At 70.3% G+C, this 24,172-nt stretch carries 24 protein-coding genes; 9 read left to right on the top strand and 15 right to left on the bottom strand.

The genetic code is table 11. From position 1 onward, the window contains the following. Positions 1-95: 95 nt before the first annotated feature. From ACV7JO_RS12635 to ACV7JO_RS12620, 4 genes are all read right to left on the bottom strand, one after another. A complete protein-coding gene (locus ACV7JO_RS12635) occupies positions 96-737 on the bottom strand; it encodes a chemotaxis protein CheC (RefSeq protein WP_470353766.1) in 642 nt (213 codons plus the stop codon). Positions 738-887: 150 nt separating this feature from the next. Continuing rightward, entirely contained in the window at positions 888-1,346 is a 459-nt protein-coding gene (gene lrp, locus ACV7JO_RS12630; RefSeq protein ID WP_470353765.1) for an HTH-type transcriptional regulator Lrp, read from the bottom strand. A 9-nt stretch (positions 1,347-1,355) separates the two neighbouring features. Next, complete coding sequence (locus tag ACV7JO_RS12625) at positions 1,356-1,715, bottom strand: P-II family nitrogen regulator (RefSeq protein ID WP_470353764.1); 360 nt, start codon at positions 1,713-1,715, stop codon at positions 1,356-1,358. Next, positions 1,708-3,012: an ammonium transporter gene (locus ACV7JO_RS12620; protein WP_470353763.1), complete on the bottom strand. Its 1,305-nt coding sequence runs from the start codon at positions 3,010-3,012 to the stop codon at positions 1,708-1,710. Before ACV7JO_RS12620 ends, ACV7JO_RS12625 begins: the two co-directional genes overlap by 8 nt. Positions 3,013-3,470: 458 nt before the next feature. On the opposite strand from ACV7JO_RS12620, the gene ACV7JO_RS12615 reads away from it, so the two are divergent. Beyond that, the gene (locus tag ACV7JO_RS12615) at positions 3,471-5,072 is read left to right on the top strand and encodes a methyl-accepting chemotaxis protein (RefSeq protein WP_470353762.1); all 1,602 of its coding nucleotides are present in this window, start codon (positions 3,471-3,473) and stop codon (positions 5,070-5,072) included. Further along, the gene (locus tag ACV7JO_RS12610) at positions 5,072-6,400 is read left to right on the top strand and encodes a PAS domain-containing sensor histidine kinase (protein WP_470353761.1); all 1,329 of its coding nucleotides are present in this window, start codon (positions 5,072-5,074) and stop codon (positions 6,398-6,400) included. Before ACV7JO_RS12615 ends, ACV7JO_RS12610 begins: the two co-directional genes overlap by 1 nt. A 61-nt stretch (positions 6,401-6,461) precedes the next feature. Here the strand turns inward: ACV7JO_RS12610 and hemB are convergent, their stop codons facing one another. Continuing rightward, positions 6,462-7,442 carry a porphobilinogen synthase gene (gene hemB / locus ACV7JO_RS12605; RefSeq protein WP_470353760.1) on the bottom strand — a complete coding sequence of 327 codons (981 nt, stop codon included), beginning with the start codon at positions 7,440-7,442 and terminating at the stop codon, positions 6,462-6,464. A gap of 89 nt (positions 7,443-7,531) precedes the next feature. On the opposite strand from hemB, the gene ACV7JO_RS12600 reads away from it, so the two are divergent. Further along, positions 7,532-8,164, top strand: coding sequence for a DedA family protein (locus ACV7JO_RS12600; RefSeq protein WP_470353759.1), 633 nt, complete (start codon positions 7,532-7,534; stop codon positions 8,162-8,164). On the opposite strand, the gene ACV7JO_RS12595 is transcribed toward ACV7JO_RS12600, so the two are convergent. Together ACV7JO_RS12595 and ACV7JO_RS12590 are read right to left on the bottom strand one after the other, a co-directional pair. Then, positions 8,161-8,892, bottom strand: coding sequence for a competence/damage-inducible protein A (locus ACV7JO_RS12595; RefSeq protein ID WP_470353758.1), 732 nt, complete (start codon positions 8,890-8,892; stop codon positions 8,161-8,163). The two genes, ACV7JO_RS12600 and ACV7JO_RS12595, sit on opposite strands and share 4 nt — an antisense overlap. A 43-nt stretch (positions 8,893-8,935) precedes the next feature. Then, positions 8,936-10,942, bottom strand: a complete 2,007-nt coding sequence (locus ACV7JO_RS12590; protein ID WP_470353757.1) for a DUF460 domain-containing protein — start codon at positions 10,940-10,942, stop codon at positions 8,936-8,938. Positions 10,943-11,165: 223 nt separating this feature from the next. Here ACV7JO_RS12590 and thsB point away from each other — a divergent pair, with 223 nt between their 5' ends. After that, complete coding sequence (gene thsB / locus ACV7JO_RS12585; RefSeq protein ID WP_470353756.1) at positions 11,166-12,845, top strand: thermosome subunit beta; 1,680 nt, start codon at positions 11,166-11,168, stop codon at positions 12,843-12,845. Positions 12,846-12,944: 99 nt separating this feature from the next. Here thsB and ACV7JO_RS12580 read toward each other — a convergent pair whose 3' ends face one another. Further along, the gene (locus tag ACV7JO_RS12580; protein WP_470353755.1) at positions 12,945-13,766 is read right to left on the bottom strand and encodes a hypothetical protein; all 822 of its coding nucleotides are present in this window, start codon (positions 13,764-13,766) and stop codon (positions 12,945-12,947) included. A gap of 148 nt (positions 13,767-13,914) precedes the next feature. Here ACV7JO_RS12580 and ACV7JO_RS12575 point away from each other — a divergent pair, with 148 nt between their 5' ends. After that, positions 13,915-14,907 carry an ornithine cyclodeaminase family protein gene (locus ACV7JO_RS12575; protein WP_470353754.1) on the top strand — a complete coding sequence of 331 codons (993 nt, stop codon included), beginning with the start codon at positions 13,915-13,917 and terminating at the stop codon, positions 14,905-14,907. Here ACV7JO_RS12575 and ACV7JO_RS12570 read toward each other — a convergent pair. Further along, entirely contained in the window at positions 14,904-15,125 is a 222-nt protein-coding gene (locus tag ACV7JO_RS12570; RefSeq protein ID WP_470353753.1) for a DUF7535 family protein, read from the bottom strand. The genes ACV7JO_RS12575 and ACV7JO_RS12570 overlap by 4 nt on opposite strands. A gap of 38 nt (positions 15,126-15,163) precedes the next feature. Beyond that, positions 15,164-15,502, bottom strand: coding sequence for a PadR family transcriptional regulator (locus ACV7JO_RS12565; protein ID WP_470353752.1), 339 nt, complete (start codon positions 15,500-15,502; stop codon positions 15,164-15,166). Positions 15,503-15,669: 167 nt separating this feature from the next. Here ACV7JO_RS12565 and ACV7JO_RS12560 point away from each other — a divergent pair, with 167 nt between their 5' ends. Then, a complete protein-coding gene (locus ACV7JO_RS12560; protein ID WP_470353751.1) occupies positions 15,670-15,936 on the top strand; it encodes a helix-turn-helix domain-containing protein in 267 nt (88 codons plus the stop codon). Between the two features lie 83 nt (positions 15,937-16,019). Beyond that, positions 16,020-18,701, top strand: coding sequence for a leucine--tRNA ligase (gene leuS / locus ACV7JO_RS12555; protein ID WP_470353750.1), 2,682 nt, complete (start codon positions 16,020-16,022; stop codon positions 18,699-18,701). Here the strand turns inward: leuS and ACV7JO_RS12550 are convergent, their stop codons facing one another. The 5 genes from ACV7JO_RS12550 to lpdA form a co-directional block, all read right to left on the bottom strand. After that, positions 18,702-19,154, bottom strand: a complete 453-nt coding sequence (locus ACV7JO_RS12550) for a peroxiredoxin (protein WP_470353749.1) — start codon at positions 19,152-19,154, stop codon at positions 18,702-18,704. Between the two features lies 1 nt (position 19,155). Then, complete coding sequence (locus tag ACV7JO_RS12545; RefSeq protein WP_470353748.1) at positions 19,156-19,557, bottom strand: Hsp20/alpha crystallin family protein; 402 nt, start codon at positions 19,555-19,557, stop codon at positions 19,156-19,158. Positions 19,558-19,612: 55 nt separating this feature from the next. Then, on the bottom strand, positions 19,613-20,428 hold the full coding sequence (gene pheA, locus ACV7JO_RS12540; protein WP_470353747.1) for a prephenate dehydratase: 816 nt from the start codon (positions 20,426-20,428) through the stop codon (positions 19,613-19,615). A gap of 105 nt (positions 20,429-20,533) precedes the next feature. Then, a complete protein-coding gene (locus ACV7JO_RS12535; protein ID WP_470353746.1) occupies positions 20,534-21,373 on the bottom strand; it encodes an aldo/keto reductase in 840 nt (279 codons plus the stop codon). Between the two features lie 115 nt (positions 21,374-21,488). Next, the gene (gene lpdA / locus ACV7JO_RS12530) at positions 21,489-22,907 is read right to left on the bottom strand and encodes a dihydrolipoyl dehydrogenase (protein ID WP_470353745.1); all 1,419 of its coding nucleotides are present in this window, start codon (positions 22,905-22,907) and stop codon (positions 21,489-21,491) included. Between the two features lie 82 nt (positions 22,908-22,989). On the opposite strand from lpdA, the gene ACV7JO_RS12525 reads away from it, so the two are divergent. Together ACV7JO_RS12525 and ACV7JO_RS12520 are read left to right on the top strand one after the other, a co-directional pair. Continuing rightward, positions 22,990-23,700, top strand: a complete 711-nt coding sequence (locus ACV7JO_RS12525) for a YqjF family protein (protein ID WP_470353744.1) — start codon at positions 22,990-22,992, stop codon at positions 23,698-23,700. After that, positions 23,693-24,145: a thiol-disulfide oxidoreductase DCC family protein gene (locus ACV7JO_RS12520; protein WP_470353743.1), complete on the top strand. Its 453-nt coding sequence runs from the start codon at positions 23,693-23,695 to the stop codon at positions 24,143-24,145. The genes ACV7JO_RS12525 and ACV7JO_RS12520 overlap by 8 nt, the downstream gene beginning before the upstream one ends. Positions 24,146-24,172: the final 27 nt, after the last annotated feature.

Below are 24,172 nucleotides of genomic sequence, written 5' to 3'. Positions count from 1 at the left end.
TATCATTATGATTGACTCCGTCGCGAATAAACGAGCGCCCGGGGTCCGCGGAAACTGCCGCCCGCGCGACCGACGCCGCGCTCGGACGACGGGCCCTACAGGAGGTCGTCGGCCTCGGTGTCGGCCGCCACGTCGGTGTCGAGATCGATACCCTGAATGAGCGAGACGAGGTCCTCCAGTTCGGGGAAGGTGTAGACGGTCATCCCGAGGTCGCCGTCGTCGACGACCAGTTTCGAGTTGATGACGAAGACGAGCTCGGAGTCGGGCCACCCGCCCATCTCGTCGACGATGCCGCTGGCGGGGCCAAACAGAAAGCTGGGCGTCCCCATGTCGATGGTCGTATCGAGGACGTTCGCCCAGCCGTCGATGAACGCCGAGGTCATGATGTTGCCGATCTCCTGCATCGCCGACCGCTCCATGTCCGAGAAGCCGGGGCCGTCGCTCGGCTCCCCCATCCCGCCCATCATCGCGCCGGCGAGTTGCTTGCTGTCGGCCGGGTCGAGCATGAACAGGACGTAGCCGTAGGGCGGTTCGTTCAGTTCGACGTAGATGCCGACCCGCTTCTCGCCGCCGAGGTGGGTCTTGACGTCCTCGATGTCGAGGAAGTTGATCTGTGACGTGTGGACCCCGGCGTCGAGACCGGTGAGCTGCCCGAGGTGGGCGGCGACCGTCTCGGACCCCTCCTTGGCCATCTGGTTGAAGAGGTCGAGTTTCCTGACGTCTACTTCCAGTCCCATACCCGCTACAGCGCCGCGAGCGGTTTAATCCCACCGCAGTCGCTTCCTGTCGGGCGCGTGTGGCTCTGCCGAAGCGACGCACTCGCGGCGCTGGCGGGCGAGCGGACGGAAAACGGGACGGCGGGGTTCACGCGGCGAGAGCGGCCGGCGTCACTCCTCGGCCGTCTCGACCGGGAACTGCTCGTGTTCGCTGACCGTCTCCAGCACGACCGACGTGGACACCGACCGCACGTCGTCGTCGGTCAACAGCTGCTTTATCTGCTCGTTCATCTCCTCGGTGCTCCGGAACTTCCCGACCGCGACGATGTCGTGGCCGCCGGTCACCTCGTAGACGGCGACCATCGTCGGCAGTTCGGCCAGCGTCTCGGTCACCGACTGGAGCCCGTCGCCCTCGACGGAGAGCTGGAACACCGCCGTCACGTCGTAGCCGAGTGCGGCGTAGTCGACCCGCGCCGTGTAGCTCTCGATGACACCGACCTCGGTCAGTTCGTCCATCCGTCGTGAGACGGTCGTCGCGGCGACGCCCGTCTCGGCAGCGACATCTCGTGCGCTCGCTCTCCCGTCCTCGAGGAGCGCGTTCACGACCTGTCTGTCGATGTCGTCGACCATCGCCCGTCGTCAGACGGCCTCGGGGCCCTGTTTGCCTGTGCGGACCTGGTAGGCGTCGTCGACCGGCAGGACGAATATCTTCCCGTCGCCCTTCTCACCGGTGTGTGCGCCCTCTGCGATGGCTTCGACGACGTCGTCGACGGGAACGTCGGCGACGACTGTCTCGACCTTGACCTTCTGGTGGAGGTCGACGACGTACTCCTCGCCGCGCCACTGCCCTTTCTTCGCGGGCTGTGAGCCGCGGCCGGAGACGTTCGTCACCGTCAGCGAGGGAGCGCCGACTTCTGCGAGCGATTTCTTCACGTCACCGAGCTTGTCGGGACGGACCATTGCGACGACCATCTTGATGTCAGTGTCTTCGTCAGTCATCGTTGGAACCTCCGCGTGCGCGGACCGCATCGTCGTTCACGAGGCCACCGTCGGCGACCACGCCGTCGTCGGCCCCGAACTCGGGGTACGTCTCGACGCCGTGTTCGCTGATGTCCAGCCCCTCCTGTTCGTGTTCGGGCGTGACCCGGGACTGCCCCATGGCCTTCAGCACGTACCAGATAATCGCCGTCGCGGTCAGCGTCCAGCCGCCGATGATGACGACACCGACGAGCTGAGCGACGAACGCGGCCGCGATGTTGACGCTCCCGGCGGCGACGAACGGGTACAGCAGCGTCCCGAGGACGCCCGCGCTCCCGTGGACCGGGAACACCGCACAGACGTCGTCGATGTTGAGCCGCGTCTCGACGAAGTCGAAGACGATGGGGAGCTGTGCGCCCGAGAGGATGCCGACGATGAACGCGCCCCACCACGCCGTCGTGTGGGGGATGGCCGTGATACCGACCAGCCCGGCCAGCAGGCCGTTGGCGACGTACAGCGTGTCGACCTTACCGGTCTTGGCCCACGCCACCGCACCGGCGCCGATGGCACCCATCGCCATCGAGATGGTGGTGGTCATCGCGACGCGGCCCAGCTGCTCGCCGAGGAACGCGTCACCGATGATGGCCGAGGTACCGACGTTGAAGCCGTACCAGCCGAACGCGAGGATGAGCGTCCCCAGCACGGCGAAGGTCATCGAGTGCCCGGGGATGACGTTCGCGGAGCCGTCCTCGTTGAACCGGCCCATCCGCGGGCCGAGGATGGCCGCCGCGGTGAGGCCGGCGATGCCGCCCATCCCGTGGACGATCATCCCGCCCGCGAAGTCCGTGAAGGCGGTGCCGGTGATGAGTTCCACGAGGCCGGGCCCGGTCGAACTCCACGTCATCGCGATGACGACGGGGTAGATGACCGCGGCCAGCAGGAACGTGTAGGTCATGTACGCGCGGAGCTTCGCGCGACCGGCCACCGCCCCGGAGACGATGGTCGCGGCGGTCATCGCGAACACAGCGCCGTAGAGCCAGCTAATCCAGCCGGTGCCGCTGGTGAGGTACGCGGCACCCCAGCCACCGCCCCCCGCGAGGGAGGCGATGCCGGAGCCGATGAGGAAGAACACCGAGACGCCGACCGCCCACGTCAACAGGTTCTTCGTCAGCTGGTTCGCGACGTTCTTCGAGCGCACCTGGCCCGCCTCGAGCATGGCGAAGCCGGCGTGCATGAAGAAGATCAGGAACGATACGACGAGTATCCACGTGAAGTTCAGCGCTTCCGCGCTCGCAGCTTGGAGTGGGGTGAGTACCATAGTTCGTGTTGATTCGAGTCGTTATCTCGATTGTTCGTCCAACTTTATCGCCACATCGCCCGACTTGTTCAACTCTTTCACGGGAAAACCTCTGGACAGACCACTACATAAGGGTTTGCTTTATGAAAGTCGATATTATGCAGTATCAGGTAGACGCTCGTCCAGATTATACCAGAGTATTATGGATATAAGGTTGTTCTCCGTCAAGAAAGAGCGTATTCGTCCGTCAGGATTTTGGACGAACGTCGACCCCGATTCGGGCCGATACCCCGAAAAACAGCCTGCTCGCTCGTGCGCGCCGGGCAGCGGGTGGCGGGTGTTGCCACCGACAGTACCGTTATCAGTCCCGAGACTGTTGGCTGATTCGAACGCAGAACGCGCGAGAAAACGAAATAATAGAAACAAACGTGATTATTTATGACTATTATTGATAATAACGTGGTTAAAAGTCTACACTCATGAACTCCGAAGCCATCGAGCGCCGACCGGCGGCGACCGACGCTACCGACGACCGGGCGATTCCCAACGCACAGGGCGCGCTCGACGTCGTTCAGACGGCCGCGGAGGCGGTCGACGGACAACTCGAAGACATCGACGAGCGCGCGAGCGCGCAGGCGACCGACGCCGAGTGGATGGTTGAGGAAGTCTCGACGCTGTCGGCGACCATCGAGGAGATAGCCGCGACCGCGAGCGAGGTCGCCGAACAGAGCGAGCGCGCCACCGCGGCGGCCGACGACGGGCAGGCGGCCGCAGAGGACGCGATGGAGACGATGGAAGACGTGCGTGCGGTCGGCCGCGAGGTCGCCGCCGAGGTCGAGACGCTCACCGAGCGCGTCGACCGCATCGCGGAGGCCTTCGAAGGCATCGACCGCATCGCCGACCAGACGAACATGCTCGCGCTGAACGCCTCCATCGAGGCCGCTCGCGCCGGGGGCGACGCCGACGGGTTCGCCGTCGTCGCCGACGAGATAAAACAGCTCGCCGAGGAGTCACAGGCCCAAGCCGACGACATCGACGAGGCGCTGGCGGCCGTCCGCAGCGCCGCCGAGGACACCGTCGAGGAGCTCGACACCGCCGTGGCCGAACTCGACCGCGGGGCCGAGCAGGTCGAGACGGCGATGGCGAGTCTGGACACCGTCGCCGACACCGTCTCCGAGACGGCCGACGGCATCGCATCGGTGTCCGATGCGACCGACCAGCAGGCCGAGAGCAGCGAGGCGGTCGCCAGCCGGTGCGAGACGCTCGCCGAGCGGGCCGTCGCCATCGACGAGGACATCGACGGCATCCGCGAGGCCCGGGACGAACAGACGACGATGCTCGACGAGATAGACCGGGTGCTGACCGAGGCCGACGCCGAGCGCCGGGCCGCGCTGGCCGACGCCGCAACGCTCTCGACCGGCGTCGACGGGCTCGACGACCTCTGTGGCGGCGGCTTCATCGCCGGCGGGCAGGCGGTTCTCCAGTACGACGCCGAGGCCTCGGTCGACGGCCTCGTCGCGGCGATGACGGCCAGCGCCGTCGCCGACGGCCGCGCCGTCTCGCTGACCCCGCCGCGGGGCCTCGACCGCGGCACGCTCGCGGACGCCTTCGCCGACGCCGGCCTCGACCTCGCGGACGCGCTGGCCGAGGACCGCCTGTTCGTCCTCGACGCCTTCGGGACGTGGCGCGACGACCGCAACGTCTTCGACCTCGACCGCACGTCGCTGTCGGCGGCCAACGAGACGACCGTCTCGCGGCGGTCGGACCCGCTGCTCGTCGTCGGCAACATCGCCGGCGAGGTCGAGACCATCGGCGAGACGGCCGCCCGCGAGGCCCGCTACGAGAACGACGGCAGCGTCTTCGACGGGGCCGACACCGTCCTCAACGTCGTCGCCGACGGCGATGTCCCGGCGACGCTCGCGGCCTTCTACGCCGGCGCGGCCGACCAGACGCTCGTCGTGGAGACCACGGGCGGGCGACAGTACGTCGAACTCCGCGGGTCGCCAATCGGGGACCCCGGCGACCGCCGAGAACTGTCCGTCCAGTCGCGTCCCCCCTTCGCCCGGGTGCGCGGCCGCTGATGTTCGGCGTCGCCGCGGGTGGGGAACTCACGTTCGTCACGGCGGCGCTGGCATCGCAGTTCTCGACGACTGCGGACGCGCTGACGGGTCGCCCGGTCGATTGCCTCGTCGCGCCGGACGACGCCGCCGACGTGCGCGCGGCCGCGGCGGCCGTCCGAGGGGCGAGCGACGGCGCGAGCCGGCGCTGTCACGTCCACCTTCGGCTGTCGGGTGACCATGCCCCCGCGACGGTCGAACTCACCGCCGCCGGCGGGCGGGTCGTCGGAACGGTCGAGCGCTCGTCGACCGACCGGTTCCGGCACCTCTTCGAGCGGAGCCACGACGCCATCGTCGGCTTCGAAATCGTGGACATGGTCCCGGTCGTCCGGACGGTCAACCCCGCGTTCGTCGAGACCTTCGGCTACCCGGCCGAGGAGATAGTCGGCGAGTCGCTCAACGAGTACATCGTCCCCGACGGGAAGGTCAGCGAGGCCGTCTCCTACGACCGGCGCACCGCCCTCGGCGAACACAACCGGGCAGTCGTCTCCCGGAAGACCACCGACGGCCACCGCGAGTTCGTCTACACCGGTCTGCCCTACGAGGGGGCCGACGGGCGACAGTACGGCTTCGCCGTCTACACCGACGTGACCGAGGACCGGCGGCGACGGCGGCGGCTCAGGGTGCTCCACCGCGTGTTGCGCCACAACCTCCGGAACGACCTCTCGGTCGTGTTCGGCATGGCCGAGTACGTCCGCAGGCACTCCTCGGGGGACAGCGCCCGGGCCGCCGAACGAGTGCTCGACGCCGCCGACCGACTCGACGACGTGAGCGAGCAGGCCCGCGCGGTCGAGACGGCCCTCGACAGCGAGAGCGACCGCGCGGTCGACGCGGCCTCGCTGGCCCGCGCCGTCGCCGCCGACTACCCCGTCGTCTCGACGGACGGCCCCGACTCCGCGCCCGCCCTCGGCGGGACGGCGCTGTACGAGGCCCTCGACAACCTCGTCGAGAACGCCGTCGAGCACACGCCGGCGGGGACGGCGGTCCGGGTCGGCGTCGACCCCGGCGACGACTGGACGCGGGTCTGGGTCCGCGACGACGGCCCCGGTATCCCGGACATCGAGCGCGCGGTCGTCTTCGGCGACGCCGACATCACGACGCTGAGCCACGGGACTGGACTGGGCCTGTGGCTGGCCCGCTGGGTGGCAGAGGCCGCCGGCGGCGACCTGAACTACGAGCGCGACGACGGCTGGACGACGGTGACGCTGCGGCTCCCGACTGCCGACGCTGCCGACCCCCTCGACTTCCCGGTCGACCGCCCCGAAGGCGAGCCGTGCGCGACCGAGCAGTGACGGGCCGAGCAGCGACGGGCAGAGCAGCGACGGGCAACGCGGCCACCAGCGTCTCCGCGGCTCACAGCCGCTGGGCCACGTCCTCGGCGAAGTAGGTGAGAATCAGGTCCGCGCCGGCCCGCTTTATCGACAGCAGCGACTCGCGGGCGACCGCGTCGAGGTCGAGCCACCCCTTCTCGGCGGCGGCGTGGAGCATGGCGTACTCCCCGGAGACGTTGTAGGCCGCGACCGGGTGGTCGTGGTTCTCGCGGACGGCACTGACCACGTCTAAGTACGGTAGGGCGGGTTTGACCATCAACACGTCCGCGCCCTGTTCCACGTCGAGCGTGACCTCGCGGCGGGCCTCGCGGGCGTTGGCCGGGTCCATCTGGTAGTGCCGGCGGTCGCCGAAGGCGGGCGCGCCGTCGGCGGCGTCCCGGAACGGGCCGTAGAAGGCCGACTCGTACTTGGCGGCGTAGCTCATGACGGGCACGTCCGAGAACCCCTCGCCGTCCAGCGCCTCGCGGATGGCCCCGACCATGCCGTCCATCATCCCCGAGGGAGCCACCATGTCCGCACCTGCGCGGGCGTGCGAGCGAGCGGTCTCTCCCAGCAGGGTCAGCGTCTCGTCGTTGCGGACGGTGAGGTGGGGGTCCTCGGCGGCGTCGGCTTCGAGGACGCCACAGTGGCCGTGGTCGGTGTACTCACAGAGACAGACGTCGGTGATGACGTAGGCGTCGGTCTCGGCGGCGATGTCGCGGACCGCCCGCTGGACGACGCCGTCCTCGGCCCACGCCCGCGACCCGCGCTCGTCCTTGGACTCGGGGACGCCAAACACCATGACCGCCTCGACGCCGGTCTCGCGGACCTCCGCGACGCGGGTGGCGGCCTCCGCGACCGGGACGCGCTCGTGGCCGGGCATCGACTCGATGGGCACCCGCTCGTCGGCCGTGGCGTCGACGAAGACGGGCGCGATGAGGTCCGACGCCGAGAGTTCGGTCTCGCGGACGAGCGGGCGGACCCCGTCGGTCCGCAGCCTGCGGGGGCGACGTGTCGGTTCCATACCGGTCGTCGGGCCGTGGCGGCCATGAACCCACCGCTTGCGCTCCCGATGCGGAAAACCTATGCCCGCCTCGGCGGTTGTCTCGGGGGATGGCAGTCGACGCCACTGACTCGCGGAGCGGCGTCCGGGCCTTCGCCGAGGACTACGGCCTGCTCGTGGTCGCCGCGCTCTTTGCCGCGCTGGGCGTGGCCGGGGTGGCGCTGTACGTCTTCGGCGACCGGGCGCTGGCCCGCGCGCTGCTGGAGCGGTACGGACTGGTCGCCCTGCTGTTCGTCTTCGTCCTCGAAGGGGCGATGCTGCTGTACTTCGCGCCCAGCGAGGCCTTGGTCCCCGTCGCCGTCGCGGTGCTGGCGCGGGACGGCGGCGGCTACGACGCGCCGGCCGTCGCCGCCATCCTCGGGGTGGCTGTCGCCGGCGCGACGGTCGGCCAGACCGCGCTCTTCCTGCTGACGAAACGCGGCGGCCGGGAGTGGCTGCTCTCGAAGCCGTGGTTCCGCATCAGCGAGTCCCGGTTGGACCGCTTCGGCGCGATGTTCGACCGCTACGGCCTGCTGGCGGTCCCGCTGTCGAACAGCCTGCTTTTCACCCGCGGGATGCTGACGGTCCCGGCCGGCGTCGCCGGGATGTCCGCCCGCCGGTTCGTCGCCCTCTCGGCGCTCGGGACGCTCTCGTTCGAGGTGTTGCTGGCCGCGGCGGCGCTCGGCGTACTGGAACTGTTCTAGTCCACCGTCTCGATGCGTTCCCGGAGCCACGCCGCGGCGTCGCGGACCGTCTCGCGGTCCTCGCCGGTGACTTTCACGCGGCCCGGCGCGTCGTCGCTGCGGGGGTAGCTCCCCACGGTGACGGCGAAGCGGTCGGTGGCCTCGTCGACGACGCCGACCAGCGCCCCCTCCGGCGCGGGCGTGTGCAGCGTCTCCGTCGTCCGGGCCCCGCCGAAGTCGCCGGCGACGGTGGCGAACATCGCCTTCAGTTCCTCGGGGATGCCCGGCAGGACGTAGACGCCCTCGACGACGCAGCCGGCGGCGAAGCTCTCGTCGGTCAGCAGCGCCTCGCCGCCCTCGGGGACGGCCGCCCACCCGTCCAAATCGAGTTCCATGTCGTAGCGGTCGACGGTCTCGGGGTTGCGCTCGGCGAAGCGCTCGGCCTTGGCTTCGAGGTGGGAGCGCACGTCCGGGGGGACGACCAGTTCGCGGTCGAACGCGCGGGCCACGGCGGCCTTGGTCACGTCGTCGGCGGTCCCGCCGATGCCGCCGGTGACGAGGACGGCGTCGAAGGCGTCGCGGTAGCGGGCCACGGCGTCGGCGATGACCGCCTCGTCGTCGGGCACCGTCAGGACCCGCGTGACCGTCGCGCCGGCCGCCGTCAGCTCCCGGCCCAGCCACGTCGCGTTGGTGTTCTCCGTGTCGCCGGCGAGCAGTTCGTCGCCGACGGTGACGAGTGCGACCTCCATGCAGTACTCGCAGGGGGGTCCGACGGGTAAGCGTTCGGGCCCGTCAGTTCTCGCTGAGCGTGCGGTCGGCCCGGTGTTCGCTGATTATCTGGTCGACCATCTCCGCCTGTTGCTCCTTCTCGCGTTCCTCGGCGCGGTCCCGCCAGTCCGCGACGGCCGCCTCGACGGCCTGCTCGCGGGCGACGGCGAGTTCGTCGACCTCCCGGACGGTGACCGCCTCGGCCGGCGCGACCGGCACGTCGTTGTCGAACAGCACCTCGTCGGCGGCGTCCGAGAGCCCGCCGGTCCGCAACACCAGCCGGGGGGCCACGTCGGCGAGCAGTTCGGCGGTCGAGCGGCCCGCGCCCGAGGCGTCCCGGAACAACACGATGTCGTCCTCGGCGAGGCCGAACCGCTCGTCCGCGTCCTCGATGGCGTCGCGGGTGAACTGCTCGACGACCTTCACCGGGACCAGCCCCTCCCGCTCGGCGGCCACGTCGGCGAAGTTCGAGTGGTCGAGCTTCCACAGCGACTTCAGCCGGTCGAGCTTGTCGGCCAGTTCCTCGCGGCGCTCGCGTTCTTCTTCGAGGTCCCGCTCCAAGGCCTCGTTGCGCCGCTGGAGCCGGGTCACCTCGCGGTCCTTGCGGACCTCCCGGCGGCCCTCGCTGCGGGCCTTCTCCAGTTGGCGGTCCTTCTCCTGTAGCTGCTCGTCTTTCCGCTGGATGGTCCCTTTGAGGTCGTCGACGTGGGACTCCAGCCGGTCGATGCGGGCCTCCAGCCGCCGTATCTCCTGCTCCTCGGGAGAGAGCTCGCGCGGCTGGTGGGTCGACTCCTCGGACTCGTCCTCGCCGTCGCCCTCGATGTCCCGCAGGACCGACTCGACGGACTCCTCGCCGGCGACGACGCGGGCGACGACCGGACCGACCTCGTGGCGCGGGGGGACCTTGCTTGCCACGCGGTCGAACTGGTCCTCGTGGGCGTCGTAGGCGTACAGCGCGGCCGCCATCGCGTCGCGCTCGTGGTCGTTGTCGTACTGGTGGTCGCGGGTCCGGTGTTTCTTCTCGTCGACGGGGAGGTCCCGCTCGGGCTCCCAGCCGGCGGCGTCGAACGAGCGGCGCAGTTTCTCGACGGTGTTGGGTATCGGTGTCACGTCCGCGGCGACGACGACCGGCCGCCCGCGCTCGATTATCCACTCGGTGACGGCGGCGGCGTCGTTGGTCCGCGAGGAGGTCACGTCCAGCACCTCGCCGTCGAGGCCGACGATGGCGACGGCCGTCGTGGTCCCGGGGTCGACGCCGACGACGACGTGGTCCCGGCGCTTCGCCAGCGGCTCGAACTCGATGCCGTCGCGGCGCTCGCGCTCTATCTCGATCCGCGTGTCGCCGCTGCGGTGCGCCGAGACGGGGATGTCCTGCGGTCGCGCCGCGACCTCGAAGACGGCGTTGGCGAAGCCGCCGTACTTCTCGGTCACGTCCCGCTCGTAGTCGAGGTTCGCCTCGTCGAGTTTCGACTCGACCTCGCGGGCCTGCGTCTTGACCGCGCCGTGGATGCGACGGGTGAAGCGGTCCTCCGACCAGCCGCCGCCACCGCCCGTCGAGCGGCCCCGGGAGACCTTCACCGTCGTCGTGTCGGTGAACGCCGAGACCGCCTGTCCGACGTTGGCGGCGGCGAGCCGGGCGGCGGCCTCGGCCTCCTCCATCGGGTCCTTGCCGTAGGGGACGCCGTGGCGCTTGGCGACCCGCGAGAGGGGTTCGGGCTGCTCGTCGCCGGTCACCTGCACCAGCCGCGTCTCGTCGGGGAGTGTCCCGAGGAAGTGGACGAGCGCGTCCTTGTCGGCCGCCAGTTCGTACATGTTGTCCGTGGCGACGATGGCCGGCACCTCGTCGTCGATGCGCCGCCGGAGCTTTCGCCGGGAGACCACGTCCCGCTCGACGGACTCCCCGTCGAAGACCACCAGCGCGTAGGAGGGGGCGTCCCCGCGGACGTCACCGCTCTGGATGTCGACTCCGAAGACGACGGCGTCGAGCGCTGCCGTGCGGTTCACGGGCACGCATACGCGTCGCGTCGGCATAAATCCGTCACCGCACCGCCCGCGTCCATCGCCCCGAACCGCGGTCCGACATATAAATCGGTCGGCGAGCGGCGGCTGAACAGTGTGAACACTCCGCACGGCTTCGGGGCGAGGTAGTCGCCTTCTGGTGGTCTTTCCGCCGTCGGGGCGGTCGCGTCGGTCGTCGCCGCCTCGGCTCAACCCATACTTTTATATAGAACCACATACAATCTTTCGCCTGACTATGAGCCAGCGTCAGATGCAGGGCCAGCCGATGATAGTTCTCGGCGAGGACGCCCAGCGGATGAAAGACAAGTCCGCACAGGAACACAACATCTCGGCCGCCCGCGCGGTCGCGGAGTCCGTACGCTCCACACTGGGGCCGAAAGGCATGGACAAGATGCTCGTCTCCTCGATGGGCGACGTGACCGTCACCAACGACGGCGTCACCATCCTGCAGGAGATGGACATCGACAACCCGACGGCCTCGATGATCGTCGAGGTCGCCGAGACCCAAGAGGACGAGGCCGGCGACGGCACCACCTCCGCCGTCGCCATCGCCGGCGAACTCCTGAAAAACGCCGAGGACCTGCTGGAGCAGGACATCCACCCCTCGGCCATCATCAAGGGGTTCAACATGGCCGCCACGGAGGCCAAGTCCGAGCTCGACGCCATCGCCACCGACGTCGACCCCGACGACGAGGCGCTCATCCGGAAGGTCGCCGAGACCTCGATGACCGGCAAGGGCGCGGAGCTCAACAAGGAGCTGCTCGCCCAGCTCATCGTCGACGCGGTCGACGCCGTCACCGTCGAGGCCGCCGACGGCTCCGTCGTCGCCGACCTCGAATACCTCAACATCGAGACCCAGACCGGTAGCTCCGCTGGCAACTCCGAACTGCTCGAAGGCGCGGTCGTCGACAAGGACCCCGTCCACGAGGAGATGCCCAGCGAGGTCGACGACGCCGACGTGCTCCTGCTGGATACGGCCATCGAGCTCGACGAGACCGAGGTCGACGCCCAGCTCTCCGTCGACGACCCCAGCCAGCTCCAGAGCTTCATCGACAAGGAGGAAGAACAGCTCAAGGAACTCGCCGACGCCATCGCCGCGACCGGCGCGAACGTCGTCTTCTGTCAGAAGAACATCGACGACATGGCCCAGCACTACCTCGCCGAGGAGGGCATCCTCGCGGTCCGCCGGGCCAAGAAGTCCGACATCGAGTTCCTGAAGGAAGTGCTCGGCGCGAACGTCGTCTCCGACGTGAAAGCCGCCAGCGCCGACGACCTCGGCCACGGCTCCGTCTCCCGCGACGAGAACGAGGGGCTGTTCTACGTCGAGGGCAGCGGCGAGGACGCCCACGGCGTCACGCTCCTCCTCCGTGGCTCGACCGACCACGTCGTCGACGAACTCGAACGCGGCGTCACGGACGCGCTGGACGTCGTCGCCGACACCGTCGCCAACGGCCGCGTCCTCGGCGGCGGCGGCGCGCCCGAGGTCGAGGTCGCCGCCCGCCTGCGGGACTTCGCCGACGGCGTCGAGGGCCGCGAGCAGCTGGCCGTCGAGGCCTTCGCCGACGCGCTGGAGGTCATCCCGCGCACGCTCGCCGAGAACGCCGGGCTGGACTCCATCGACACGCTGGTCGACCTGCGGGCCGCCCACGAGGACGGCGAGGTCAACGCCGGCCTGAACGTCTTCTCCGGCGACGTGGAGGACACGCTCGACTCCGGCGTCGTCGAGCCGGCCCACGCCAAGCGGCAGGCCATCTCCTCGGCCGCCGAGGCCGCGAACCTCGTGCTCAAGATCGACGACATCATCGCCGCCGGCGAGCTCTCGACCTCCGGTGACGGGGACGAGGGCGGCCCCGGCGGTCCCGGCGGTGCCCCCGGCGGCATGGGCGGCATGGGTGGCATGGGCGGCGCGATGTAAGCGCGGCGCACACCCAATCCAACCGACGCGTAGATACCGCGACGCAACTCCGTTTTCCGTTCCGCATGCTCCCGAGCGGCTGCCACGTCGCTGCGCGACTCACTCTGCACCCACGTCCGGCGTCGTCACGCCCACGTCGCTGTAGCGAAGTCGCTCGCTGACCCGGAGCCGCGTCCCGTCGCGGACGACGGTGTACTGGACGCCGTAGCTGTAGACGACGCCCCCCGGCGTGACGGTGGCGGCGAAGCTCACGTCGCCGACGCGGGCCGCCGGGCGGACCGGGAACCGCGCCCGGGCGCGCGCCCCGTCGGCCCTGACGTGGTGGACCGGCGCGCGGTAGGTCTGCATGACCACCTCGCGGGCCGGGCTGACGCTCGTGACGTTCGCGCCGGCGAACAGCGCCCCGATGCGGTCGCCGTAGGTGGGGTCGAAATCGAGCGCCGCCCGCGGTGGCAGCGGCGGCCCACCGATGCCCTCTCCGTCGGCGACCACTTCCCGGCTGGTGGTTCCGTTCACCGTCGTCGTCCGCGTCGCCCGCTGGTCGACCCACTGTGTCCGGACCGTCCGCCGAGTAGCGTTCCGGCCGGAGACGGTTCGCACGGCCGTATAGGTCCGGTAGCCGGCGGCGACCTGCGCCCGGGTTATCTCCCGGCGGCGGGTCGTCCCGTCGGCGGTCCGGACCGTCCGCGCGCGCCGGACCGTGTAGGAGACGTTCGAGAGCACCCGCGCGTGGGCGCTCGCCAGCGCGGTGGCGTTGCTGACCCCCGACACCGTGAGTCCGGGCGCGACGGCCGCCGGCGGGGACTCGGGCACCGGCGCGGGCGTCACGGCGGACCGTTCGCCCGACGGGCCGCTCCCGACGAGTCCGGTACAGCCGGCGGTGAGCAGACAGCACACCACCAGCGCCGCCCGGACGTGCATACCGGTGACACGGACGCCAGACGGGTAACCGCTCCGCCGGCCGCGCCGTGGCTCGTCGGGACGGCACTGCCGGGGAGTGGCCCTACTCGGACGTGACTGCCACAGGGCGGCGGGTGGGTATAAGGGCCGCCGCGTGCCACTTCCACGCATGGAGACGTCGCTGTTCGGTCCCGAGACAGTCGAGGCACACGCCGACCTCCCGTCGGTCGTCGCGGCCGTCGAGGCGGCCTTCGCCGCGGACGCGCGGGGCGACACCGTCATGCCCGCCAAGTCCTACGTCGACCTCCCGCAGTACGACGGCGACTTCCGGTCGATGCCGGCGTACGTCCGCGCCGACGGCTGGGACGCCGCCGCCGTCAAGTGGGTCAACGTCCACCCGAACAACCCCGCGGACCACGACCTTCCCACCGTCATGGGCACGCTCGTCTACGCGGACCCCGAGACCGGCTTCCCGCTGGCGGTGATGGACGGCACCGTCCTCACGCGCCTGCGGACCGGCGCGGCCGCCGCCGTCGCCACCGACCACCTCGCGGTCGCCGACGCGGACTCGCTGGGGCTGGTCGGGGCCGGCACGCAGGCAGCCACCCAACTGGCGGCCATCGCGGGCGTCCGGGACATCGACCGGGTGGTCGTCGCCGACCGCAACGCGGCGAAACAGCGGGCCTTCGCCGACCGCTTCGGCGACCGCTTCGACGTGCGTCCCGGTTCCATCGCCGAGGCGGCGGCCTGCGACGTGCTCTCGACGGTCACGCCGGTCGAATCGCCCATCGTCGACCGCGAGTGGCTCGGCGAGCGCACCCACGTCAACGCCGTCGGGGCCGACGCCGCCGGCAAGCACGAGCACGACGACCGGACGCTGCTGGACGCGAAACTGGTCGTCGACGACTACGAGCAGTGCGTCCACTCCGGCGAGATAAACGTCCCCTACGGCGAGGGCGTCCTCGGCGACGGCGACATCTACGGGGAACTCGGCTCGGTCGTCGCCGGCGACCTCGCGGGCCGGGACCCCGGTGACGGACTCACGCTCTTCGATTCGACCGGGCTGGCGATACAGGACGTGGCCGCCGCCCACGTCGTCTACGAGAGCGCCCGCGCGGCCGGGGACGGGACGGGCTTCGAACTCGTCGGCACCGACCGCTAGTCGGTCGGCGTCAGCGCGTCGGTCGCCTTCGAGATGAGCCAGACGATGACGAGAAACGGCAACAGCGGGACCAGCACTATCACCAGTCCGAGCGCGATACCCCAGCCGATGGCGTCCATCTCCTCGTCGCGGTGGCTCCCGTACGGCGGCGCGACCGTCCGCAGCGGTTCGGGGAGCAGTCCCGCGTCGTCCTCGTCGGTCGGTGTCTCGTTCGCCATGCTAGTCCGTTCGGCCGAGTGACACCTAAGTGTACGTGCTACCGGCCGCCCTCGCCGTCGCGGTCCGTCGTCAGCGCCACCAGCCGCGCCGTCCGGTTCTGGAGCAGTTCCCGCCCGCTGGCGGTCAGTTCGTACGCGGCCGTGCGCTCGTCGAGACGCCGCCGGGAGACCACGCCCCGGTCGACGAGGCTGTCGAGGCAGTCGAGCAGCCGCTCCCGTGACACGTCCTCGCGGTACCACGATTCGAGCGTGCGTCCGACGCTCAGACCGTCGCTGCGCTCGCCAGCGCGGGTCCGCTCACACACCGCCACGACCGCGTCGCGTTCGAACGCACTCAGCGCGGTCCAATCGTCCGGCGTCGTCCTGTCTTCTCCCATACTGTGTTGGTCTCACCGCCGTAGCGCCGCGCGGGGCGGTGACTCGTCGCACTGTCGGTCGAGTGTCGGTATATAAATTACGAACTCGTCAGCTACAGCGGTCGAATTCGTCTCCTATTGTCGGCAGAGAGACAGAAACAAATAGCGTGCGCCGTTGGTGACCGTCCATGCACCGACAGGTGGACTGGATGCGGGCGGCCGACCAGTCCATCCTGCGAGTCCTCGGGCCGCCCAAGCGGTTGGAACTCACGACGAAGAACGTCGCCCGCAACGCGGACCTCAGCCGGGGCTACACCAGCGAGCGGCTCCGGACGCTGGCTGCACACGGGCTGGTCACCGCCGACGAGAGCGACGGCCACCCCTTCTACGGCATCACGGAGCGCGGCGAGAAGGTCGTCCGCAACGTCGTCGACCCGAGTCGGATACGGGAGTGAGGCCCCGAGACGGCCGGGACCGGAACCGGGACTGCCCCCGCCGAAGGGAAAGGTATAGCATCGTCGCTGCCGGATTCGCTCACATGAGCACTGGCGAGGAGCGCGAGCGGGGGTTCGACCACACCGAGGTCGAGCCCGCTTGGCAGGAGGCGTGGGACGACGCGGACGTGTTCCGCATCGACGACGACGCCGCCGACCCGGAGTACGTGCTGGCGATGTTCCCGTACACGTCCGGGTCGCTGCACATGGGCCACGTCCGGAACTACACCATCACGGACGCCTTCGCCCGCTTCGAGCGGATGCGCGGCGAGCACGTCCTCCACCCGATGGGGTGGGACTCCTTTGGCCTCCCCGCCGAGAACGCCGCCGAGGAGCGCGACACCAACCCCCGAGACTGGACGCTGGACTGCATCGACGCGATGCGCGACCAGTTGACCGAGATGGGCTTTGGCTACGACTGGGAGCGCGAGATAACCACCTGTGACCCCGACTACTACCGCTGGAACCAGTGGCTGTTCAAACAGTTCCGCGAGGCGGGGCTGGTGGAGCGACAGGCCGCCGAACTCAACTGGTGTCCCTCCTGCGAGACGGTGCTGGCCGACGAGCAAGTCGAGGGCGAGGCGGAACTGTGCTGGCGGTGTGACACGCCCATCGAACACCGCGAGATGGACCAGTGGTTCTTCACTATCACCGACTACGCCGAGGAACTGCGCTCCTCGCTCGACGACTTGGCCGGGTGGCCCAACAACGTCCGCGAGATGCAGCGCAACTGGATCGGCAAACAGGAGGGCGCGAGCGTCGCCTTCGAGATTCCCGGCTACGGCGACGTGGACATCTTCACGACCCGGCTGGACACCATCCACGGCGCGACCTTCTTCTCGCTCGCGCCGGGCCACCCGGTCGCACAGGAGATAGCCGAGGAGAACGCGGACGTGGCCGAGTACATCGAGACGGCCGCGGCCGCCGACGAAGACGAACTGGACGTGACCTCCGGGGTGTTCACCGGCGAGTACGCCGTCAACCCCGCCACCGGCGAGGAGATTCCGGTCTACGTCGCCGACTACGTCCTGACCGACGTTGGCACCGGCGCGCTCTACGCCGTCCCCGCCCACGACGAACGGGACCACGAGTTCGCCGAGGCCCACGACATCGACATCGTGCAGGTGGTCGAACCCGGCCCCGAGGCCGACGCCGACCCCGAAGACATCGACGTGCAGGCGGAAGCCTACCCCGAGGACGGCCTGCTCGTCGACAGCGGCGAGTACGACGGGCTCACGAGCGCGCAGGCCCGCGAGGAGTTCGTCGAGGTCTTCGACGGCGAGCACCGCACGGAGTACAACCTCCGGGACTGGGGTATCTCCCGCCAGCGCTACTGGGGCACCCCGATTCCGATGGTCCACTGCGATGACTGCGGCCACGTCCCGGTCCCCGACGAGGACCTCCCCGTCGAACTGCCGGAGTTCGTCCACACCACCGGCAATCCGCTGGACGCCGCCGAGGAGTGGAAACGCGTCGACTGTCCGGACTGCGGGGCCGACGCGGTGCGGGAGACCGACACGATGGACACCTTCGTCGACTCCTCGTGGTACTTCCTGCGCTACACCGCGCCGGACCTCGACGACGCCCCCTTCGACACCGAGCGGGCCAGTGACTGGATGCCCGTCGACCAGTACGTCGGCGGCATCGAACACGCCGTCATGCACCTGCTGTACGCCCGCTTCTTCACGAAGGTCCTCGACGACCTCGACATGGTCGAGGGCGTCCGCGAGCCCTTCACGAACCTCACCAATCAGGGGATGGTGCTGGGCGAGGACGGCAACAAGATGTCCAAGAGCCGCGGCAACGGCGTCTCGCCCCAGCGCATCATCGAGGAGTACGGGGCCGACACCGCCCGCCTGTTCATCATGGAGGCCGCCCAGCCAGAGAAGGAGTTCGCGTGGAGCGACGAGGGCGTCCAGTCCGCCCACAGCTTCCTCCAGAACCTCTACCGGCTGGTCGCCGCCTACGCCGACGGCGACGTGGACACCGCCGACGCGAGCGGCGACGGGGACGCCGCCGTCGCCGACTACGTCGACCGCGAGATAGCCGCCACGGCCGCCAACGCCACCGCCGAGTACGAGGACTTCCGGTTCAACCACGCCCTCCAAGCCGTGCGGGAACTGGTCTCGCTGCTGCGGCGGTTCCGGGAGGCGACCGCGCCCGACGCCGACACCTTCGAGCGCGGGCTGGTGACGGCGACGAAGCTCCTCGCGCCGGTCGCCCCGCACGTCGCCGAGGAGATGTGGGTCGAACTCGGCCGCGACGGTCTCGTCGCGGAGGCCGACTGGCCCGCCGCCGACGCGCCCGCCGACTACGACGCCGAGCGCCGCCTCGTCGCCGACACCCGCGAGGACGTGCGCGACATCGTCGACACCGTCGGCATCGAGGACCCCGAGACCGTCACGCTGGCGGTCGCGCCCGAGTGGAAACACCGCGTGGTCGACATCGCCCGCGAGGCCGACGACGTGGTGCCGGCCGTGATGCGAACCGAGGACCTCCAGCAGTACGGCGAGGCTGCCGCCGACTTCGCCAAGGACCTCGCCGGCCGCGCCCAGTACGCCGAGACGCTCCCGCCAGAGCGCGAGCGGGCGGCACTGGAGCGGGCCGCGTGGCTCATCGAACGGGAGTTCGGCGCGACCGTCGTCGTGCAGGCCCCCGACGAGGCCGACGACGCGCTGGTCTCGAAGGCCGAACCGGGTCGCCCGGCCATCGACATCGCCGAGTAGTCACCCCATCTCGACGAGGCCGGCCTCCTTCAGGTCGCGCAACACGCCCGTCGCGTGCCCGTCGGGCCTGACCCCCTCGTAGACGCCGACGACCCGCCCGGCCGCGAGGACGAACGTAGTCCGGCGGGCCGCCCCGTCGTCGACGGGCACGTCGAAGGCTTCGGCGACGGCTCCGTCGGGGTCCGCGAGCAGGTCGAACGCGAGGTCGTGTTCCTCGGCGAACTCGCAGTGGCTCTCGACGTCGTCGGTCGAGACGCCGTAGACCTCGACGCCGGCCGCGTCGTAGGCCTCGTAGCGCTCGTTGAACTGCCGAGCCTCGGTCGTACAGCCCGGTGTCTGGTCCCGCGGGTAGAAGTACAGGACCGCCGGCGTTCGGAAGTCCACGCGGACCCGCTCGTCCCACTGGTTCGTCGCCTCGATGGTCGGCGCGTCCGACCCGGGTTCGAGCACCATCTCAGTTCACCGGGATGTCGGTCCCGTCGTCGTCCCCGGCCGTCGCTTTCGGCAGGCGGACTGTGAGGACGCCGGCGTCGTAGCTCGCGGTCGCGTCGTCGTCGACCGGTTCCGGCAGCGTGACGCTTCGGCCGCTGGACTGCCGGCGGCGCTCGCGCTGGAGGTAGCGACCGTCGTCGGTCTCGCGGCTGTCGGTGTGTTTGGCGCTGACGGTGAGTTTCCGGTCCTCGACGAGTTGTACGTCCACGTCCTCGCTCTCGAACCCCGGGAGTTCCATCTCGACGCGGAAGGCGTCGCCCTCGTCGACCACGTCGGTCGGGACGGCGTCGAGAGCCACGCCGAACTGGTCGCCCAGCAGGTCGAACGCGCGCTCTATCTCGCTCAGCGGGTCGCGGTCGGTCATGGACGGGGGTACGCCGCCGGAGAACTTAAGCGTAGAGCAGGCGACAGGACCGCGCTCAGTCGACGACGGTCTCGGTGTCGTACGAGCCCAGCCGGCGGACCCAGCCGTCCTCGGCGATGGCCTCGATGTCTTCGAGCGCCGCCTGCGTGCGCTCCTCGTAGAGGCCGGCGGCGATGTCGATGTGGAAGACGTAGTCGCCGAGTCGCTCCCCGCTGGGGCGGGACTCGACGCGGGTGAGGTTGATGTCGCGGTCGGCGAACGGCTCCAGCAGTTCGAGCAACAGGCCGGGGTAGTCCACGTCGGGGTAGACGATGAAGGAAGTCTTCGCGCCGCCGTCGTCGCGCTCGTCGGTTGGGGCGACGACGACGAACCGCGTGGCGTTGGAGTCCCGGTCTTGGATGTCCTCGGCCAGCACCTGCAGGTCGACGCCGTCGCCGGCGTTGGCGGGGTGGCCGATGCCGGCGACGCCGGTTTCTTCGCGGGCACGCTCGACGCCGCGCGCGGTGGAGGCGACGGCCTCGCGGTCCACGTCCGGGTAGTGTTCCTCCAGCCAGCCGCGACACTGGGCCAGCGCCTGCGCGTGGCTGGCGATGAGGTCGACGTCCTCGCCCTGTGCGAGCAGCGCGTGGCGGATGGGGGTGATGACCTCCCGGACCACGGCCACGTCGTACTCGGCGAAGGCGTCGAGGGACTCGGTGACCGACCCCTCGATGCTGTTCTCGACGGGGACGACGCCCCGGTCGGCCCGCCCCTCGGCGACGGCCTCGACGATGGCGGTGACCGACTCCGAGAACTCGATGTCGTCGTCGGCGACCGCCGACGCGGCCCGGTGGGAGTAGGTCCCCGACGGGCCGAGCGTGATGGTCGTCATACCCGCCGGTACTCCGTTGTGCGGTAAAAGCGGCGCGGTCCCCCGCGTTCGGGCCGCCCGGGGTCGCTCGGTGGCCCGCCTACCGCCGACCCGGGTCGCCCGCGCTCACGCCAGCCGGTCGTGCTCCGCGTCGGTCAGGTCGATGGCGCTGGCGGCCACGTTCTGTTCGAGGTGGGCCAGACTGGACGTACCGGGAATCGGTAGCGTCACGTCGGAGTGGTCGAGCAGCCACGCGAGCGCTATCTGGTGGGGCGTCGCGTCGTGGCGGTCGGCTATCTCCCCGATGCCGTCGACGCCGTCGAGGTCGCCGGCCGCGAGCGGGAACCACGGGATGAAGCCGATGCCGTAGTTCTCGCAGGCCTCCAGCACCGCCTCGTCCTCGCGGGTGGCGACGTTGTACTCGTTCTGGACGGTCGCCACGTCGACGATGTCCCGGGCCCGGTCCAACTGCTCGACGGTGACGTTCGAGAGGCCGACGTGGCGGACCAGCCCCTCGTCTTTCAGCTCCGCCAGCGCGGTGACCGACGCCTCGAAGTCGGTGTCGGGGTCGGGCCGGTGAAGCTGGTAGAGGTCGATGGGGTCCATCCGGAGACGGTCCCGCGAGCACAACTGGGCGTTCCGGAGGTAGTCGGGGTCGCCGTGGGGGAGCCAGTCGCCGTCGGTGTTACGGAGCAGGCCGCCCTTCGTCGCTATCACGAGGTCGTCGCGCTCGGTGTCGAGGGTCTCGCCGATGAGGCGCTCGGAGACGCCGGGTCCGTAGGAGTCCGCGGTGTCGACGAAGTTCACGCCGAGTTCGACGGCGCGTTCGAGCACCGCGCGGGCGTTCTCGGGGTCGTCGGGCTCGCCGATGACGCCCTCGCCGGTGATGCGCATCGCGCCGAAGCCGAGCCGATTGACCGTCAGGTCGCCGCCGATGTCGAACGTGTCGCTCTCGTTCGTGACCATGGCCGCCGGTTCGCCCGCTCGCCACAAAGGGGTGGCGTCGGCGTGCGCCGAGTGGGGCTCTGGGCGGGTCGTCGCGTGGGGCTCTGGGCGAGTCGCCGGGTCCCGTCGGCCCCGTTTATCGGGTGTGGACGGCCTCGCCGCGGGCGTCCAGCGCGGCCTCGCGGACGGCCTCGGAGAGCGTCGGGTGCGTGTGGACCGTGCCCGCCACGTCTTCGAGGCGCGCCCCCATCTCGATGGCGAGGCCGACCTCGGCTATCAGCTCCGAGGCCTCCGGCCCGACTATCTGTGCGCCCAGCACGAACTCGGTGTCGGCGTCGGCCACCACGCGGACGAACCCGTCGCGCTCGTCGAGAGTCAGCGCGCGGCCGTTGGCCCGCAGGGGCATCCGCCCGACGACGGTGTCGAACCCCTCGGCCTCGGCCTCGTCGGCGGTCAGGCCGACGGTGCCGACCTCGGGGTCGGTGAACACCGCCGCCGGGACGGCCTGTTGGTCGAGGGCGGCGGGTTCGCCGGCCGCGACCGCGGCGGCTACCTCGCCCTCGGCCATGGCCTTGTGGGCCAGCATCGGCTCGCCGGCCACGTCGCCGACGGCGAAGACGCCCTCGAGGTCGGTCCGGGCCCGCTCGTCGGTCCGGAGGAAGCCGTCCGCGTCCGGTTCGAGGCCGATGGCGTCGAGGCCCAGCGTGTCCGTCACCGGTTCCCGGCCGACTGCGACCAGACACCGCTCGGCGTTGTACTCCCGTATCTCGTCGTCCTCGTCGGTCGTCTGGACGCGCATCCCGTCGTCGGTCTCCTCCCAGCCGCGGGCGGCCTCGCCGAAGGCGAAGTCGACGCCCAGCGACTCGGCGCGCTCCCGGACGACGCTCGACACGTCGTCCTCGTAGGTCGGCAACACGCCGTCGAGCATCTCCACGACGGTCACCTCGGCCCCCAGCTTGGCGAACGCCGTCGACAGCTCCATCCCGATGTAGCCCGCGCCGACCACGAGCAGTTCCCCGGGGACGCTCTCCAGCGCCAGCGCGTCCTTCGAGGAGAGGACGCGCTCGCCGTCGAACTCGAAGCCCGGCACCGTCACCGGCCGGCTCCCCGTGGCGACGACGGCGTGTTCGAACGCTATCGTCTCCGACCCCTGTCCCTCGCCGCCGTGGGCGACCCGGACCGTCTCGGCGTCGGCGAACTCGGCGGTCCCCTCGACGAGAGTCACGCCGGCGGCCTCGCACAGCGACTCGACGCCCCGCGTGAGGCGGGTGACGACTCCGTCTTTCCACTCGGTCAGCCCGGCCATGTCGACCGCGGGGTCCGCGAACACCCCCATCTCCTCGGCGGCCCCGGCGCGGTGAGCGAGGTCCGACGCGGAGATGACGGCCTTCGAGGGGATGCAGCCGTGGTTCAGGCAGGTCCCGCCGAACGCGTCCCGCTCGACGAGCGTCGTGTCCAGCCCCGACTGTGCGCCCCTGATTGCGGCGACGTAGCCGCCCGGACCGCCGCCGATTACGAGCAGTTCCGTTCCCGTCGTGACGTCTCCGACGACCATTGTCTGGCCTGTCGACCGCTCCGCATAAAAACGGGCGGTGTCGCCCCGATGGGTTCATTCCGTCGGCGGCCCGAGTACGGGTATGGTCTGCCCGCTGGAGATGGGGTGGCGACACCTGCTGTTCGAGAACTGGCCGGTCGACCCGGACCTGCTCGACGCGCACCTCCCGGACGCACTCGCCCCCGACACCCACGACGGGGCGGCGTGGCTCTCGGTGGTGCCCTTCACCAACGTCGCCGTCCGGCCTAAGGGGGTGCCCCGGGCGCTGGGCGTCCGTCTCCCCGAGATAAACGTCCGGACCTACGTCACCCGCGACGGCGTGCCCAGCGTCTACTTCTTCAGCCTCGACGCGCAGGGCGTCGCCAGCGTCCTCGGCGCGCGCCTGTTCTACCACCTCCCGTACTACTACGCCCGCATTTCGCTGGCGTGGGACGACGGCCAAGTCGTCTTCGACAGCCGACGCCGCCACCCCGGCGCACGGCCCGCCCGCTACAGGGCGACGTACCACCCGACCGGCGAGCCGTTCGCGGCTCCGTCTGACCCGCTGGCCGAGTTCCTCGTCGAGCGCTACCGCTTCTACACCGAGGCCCCCGACGGCTCCGTCCGGTACACCGACGTGTCCCACGAGCCGTGGACGCTGTACCCCGCCACGGCCAGCGTCGAGGCGGCCACGCTGTTGCGGGCCGACGGCTTCGCCCGGCCCGAGGGGACCGAACCGGTGTACTACTACAGCCCCGGCCTCGACGTCGTCGCCTCGCGGAGCCGGCGGTCGGAGGTGGCCGACGGTGGCTGACGACGACGGGCAGGCGGCCGCCGCGACGCCGGCCGAGGACGCTCCCGACCCCGACGGCCCGGTCGTGCTGTTCGACGGCGTCTGCAACCTCTGTAACGGCTTCGTCCGGTTTCTCGTCCCGCGGGACCCCGAGGGGCGATTGCGCTTCGCCTCGCTCCAGTCCGAGGCCGGGCAGGCGCTGCTGGCCCGCCACGGCCACGCGACCGCGGACTTCGACTCGGTCGTCCTCGTCGAGGGCGACCGGACCTACACCAAGTCAGGGGCGGTGCTCCGCATCGCGGAACTACTGGGGTGGCCCTACCGGCTGGCGGCGGTCGGCCGCCTCCTCCCCGCGGCGCTCCGGGACCGCGTCTACGACTTCGTCGCCGCCAACCGCTACGACTGGTTCGGCCGGAGAGAGCAGTGCATGGTTCCCGACGGCGACGTTCGGGACCGGTTCCTCTAAGCCCGGCACCTATCTTACCCCGGCCGG

The sequence above is a fragment of the Haloarcula sp. MBLA0138 genome (assembly GCF_055632455.1).
Note: the sequence above shows the minus strand (reverse complement) of the source record. Positions and strands in the feature narration are given on the sequence as shown.

What these genes read in the sequence shown, in the direction of transcription:
- ACV7JO_RS12635 (WP_470353766.1), bottom strand. Translation starts at nt 737, where the DNA reads ATGGGACTGGAAGTAGACGTCAGGAAACTCGACCTCTTCAACCAGATG.
- lrp (WP_470353765.1), bottom strand. Translation starts at nt 1,346, where the DNA reads ATGGTCGACGACATCGACAGACAGGTCGTGAACGCGCTCCTCGAGGAC.
- ACV7JO_RS12625 (WP_470353764.1), bottom strand. Translation starts at nt 1,715, where the DNA reads ATGACTGACGAAGACACTGACATCAAGATGGTCGTCGCAATGGTCCGT.
- ACV7JO_RS12620 (WP_470353763.1), bottom strand. Translation starts at nt 3,012, where the DNA reads ATGGTACTCACCCCACTCCAAGCTGCGAGCGCGGAAGCGCTGAACTTC.
- ACV7JO_RS12615 (WP_470353762.1), top strand. Translation starts at nt 3,471, where the DNA reads ATGAACTCCGAAGCCATCGAGCGCCGACCGGCGGCGACCGACGCTACC.
- ACV7JO_RS12610 (WP_470353761.1), top strand. Translation starts at nt 5,072, where the DNA reads ATGTTCGGCGTCGCCGCGGGTGGGGAACTCACGTTCGTCACGGCGGCG.
- hemB (WP_470353760.1), bottom strand. Translation starts at nt 7,442, where the DNA reads ATGGAACCGACACGTCGCCCCCGCAGGCTGCGGACCGACGGGGTCCGC.
- ACV7JO_RS12600 (WP_470353759.1), top strand. Translation starts at nt 7,532, where the DNA reads ATGGCAGTCGACGCCACTGACTCGCGGAGCGGCGTCCGGGCCTTCGCC.
- ACV7JO_RS12595 (WP_470353758.1), bottom strand. Translation starts at nt 8,892, where the DNA reads ATGGAGGTCGCACTCGTCACCGTCGGCGACGAACTGCTCGCCGGCGAC.
- ACV7JO_RS12590 (WP_470353757.1), bottom strand. Translation starts at nt 10,942, where the DNA reads ATGCCGACGCGACGCGTATGCGTGCCCGTGAACCGCACGGCAGCGCTC.
- thsB (WP_470353756.1), top strand. Translation starts at nt 11,166, where the DNA reads ATGAGCCAGCGTCAGATGCAGGGCCAGCCGATGATAGTTCTCGGCGAG.
- ACV7JO_RS12580 (WP_470353755.1), bottom strand. Translation starts at nt 13,766, where the DNA reads ATGCACGTCCGGGCGGCGCTGGTGGTGTGCTGTCTGCTCACCGCCGGC.
- ACV7JO_RS12575 (WP_470353754.1), top strand. Translation starts at nt 13,915, where the DNA reads ATGGAGACGTCGCTGTTCGGTCCCGAGACAGTCGAGGCACACGCCGAC.
- ACV7JO_RS12570 (WP_470353753.1), bottom strand. Translation starts at nt 15,125, where the DNA reads ATGGCGAACGAGACACCGACCGACGAGGACGACGCGGGACTGCTCCCC.
- ACV7JO_RS12565 (WP_470353752.1), bottom strand. Translation starts at nt 15,502, where the DNA reads ATGGGAGAAGACAGGACGACGCCGGACGATTGGACCGCGCTGAGTGCG.
- ACV7JO_RS12560 (WP_470353751.1), top strand. Translation starts at nt 15,670, where the DNA reads ATGCACCGACAGGTGGACTGGATGCGGGCGGCCGACCAGTCCATCCTG.
- leuS (WP_470353750.1), top strand. Translation starts at nt 16,020, where the DNA reads ATGAGCACTGGCGAGGAGCGCGAGCGGGGGTTCGACCACACCGAGGTC.
- ACV7JO_RS12550 (WP_470353749.1), bottom strand. Translation starts at nt 19,154, where the DNA reads ATGGTGCTCGAACCCGGGTCGGACGCGCCGACCATCGAGGCGACGAAC.
- ACV7JO_RS12545 (WP_470353748.1), bottom strand. Translation starts at nt 19,557, where the DNA reads ATGACCGACCGCGACCCGCTGAGCGAGATAGAGCGCGCGTTCGACCTG.
- pheA (WP_470353747.1), bottom strand. Translation starts at nt 20,428, where the DNA reads ATGACGACCATCACGCTCGGCCCGTCGGGGACCTACTCCCACCGGGCC.
- ACV7JO_RS12535 (WP_470353746.1), bottom strand. Translation starts at nt 21,373, where the DNA reads ATGGTCACGAACGAGAGCGACACGTTCGACATCGGCGGCGACCTGACG.
- lpdA (WP_470353745.1), bottom strand. Translation starts at nt 22,907, where the DNA reads ATGGTCGTCGGAGACGTCACGACGGGAACGGAACTGCTCGTAATCGGC.
- ACV7JO_RS12525 (WP_470353744.1), top strand. Translation starts at nt 22,990, where the DNA reads ATGGTCTGCCCGCTGGAGATGGGGTGGCGACACCTGCTGTTCGAGAAC.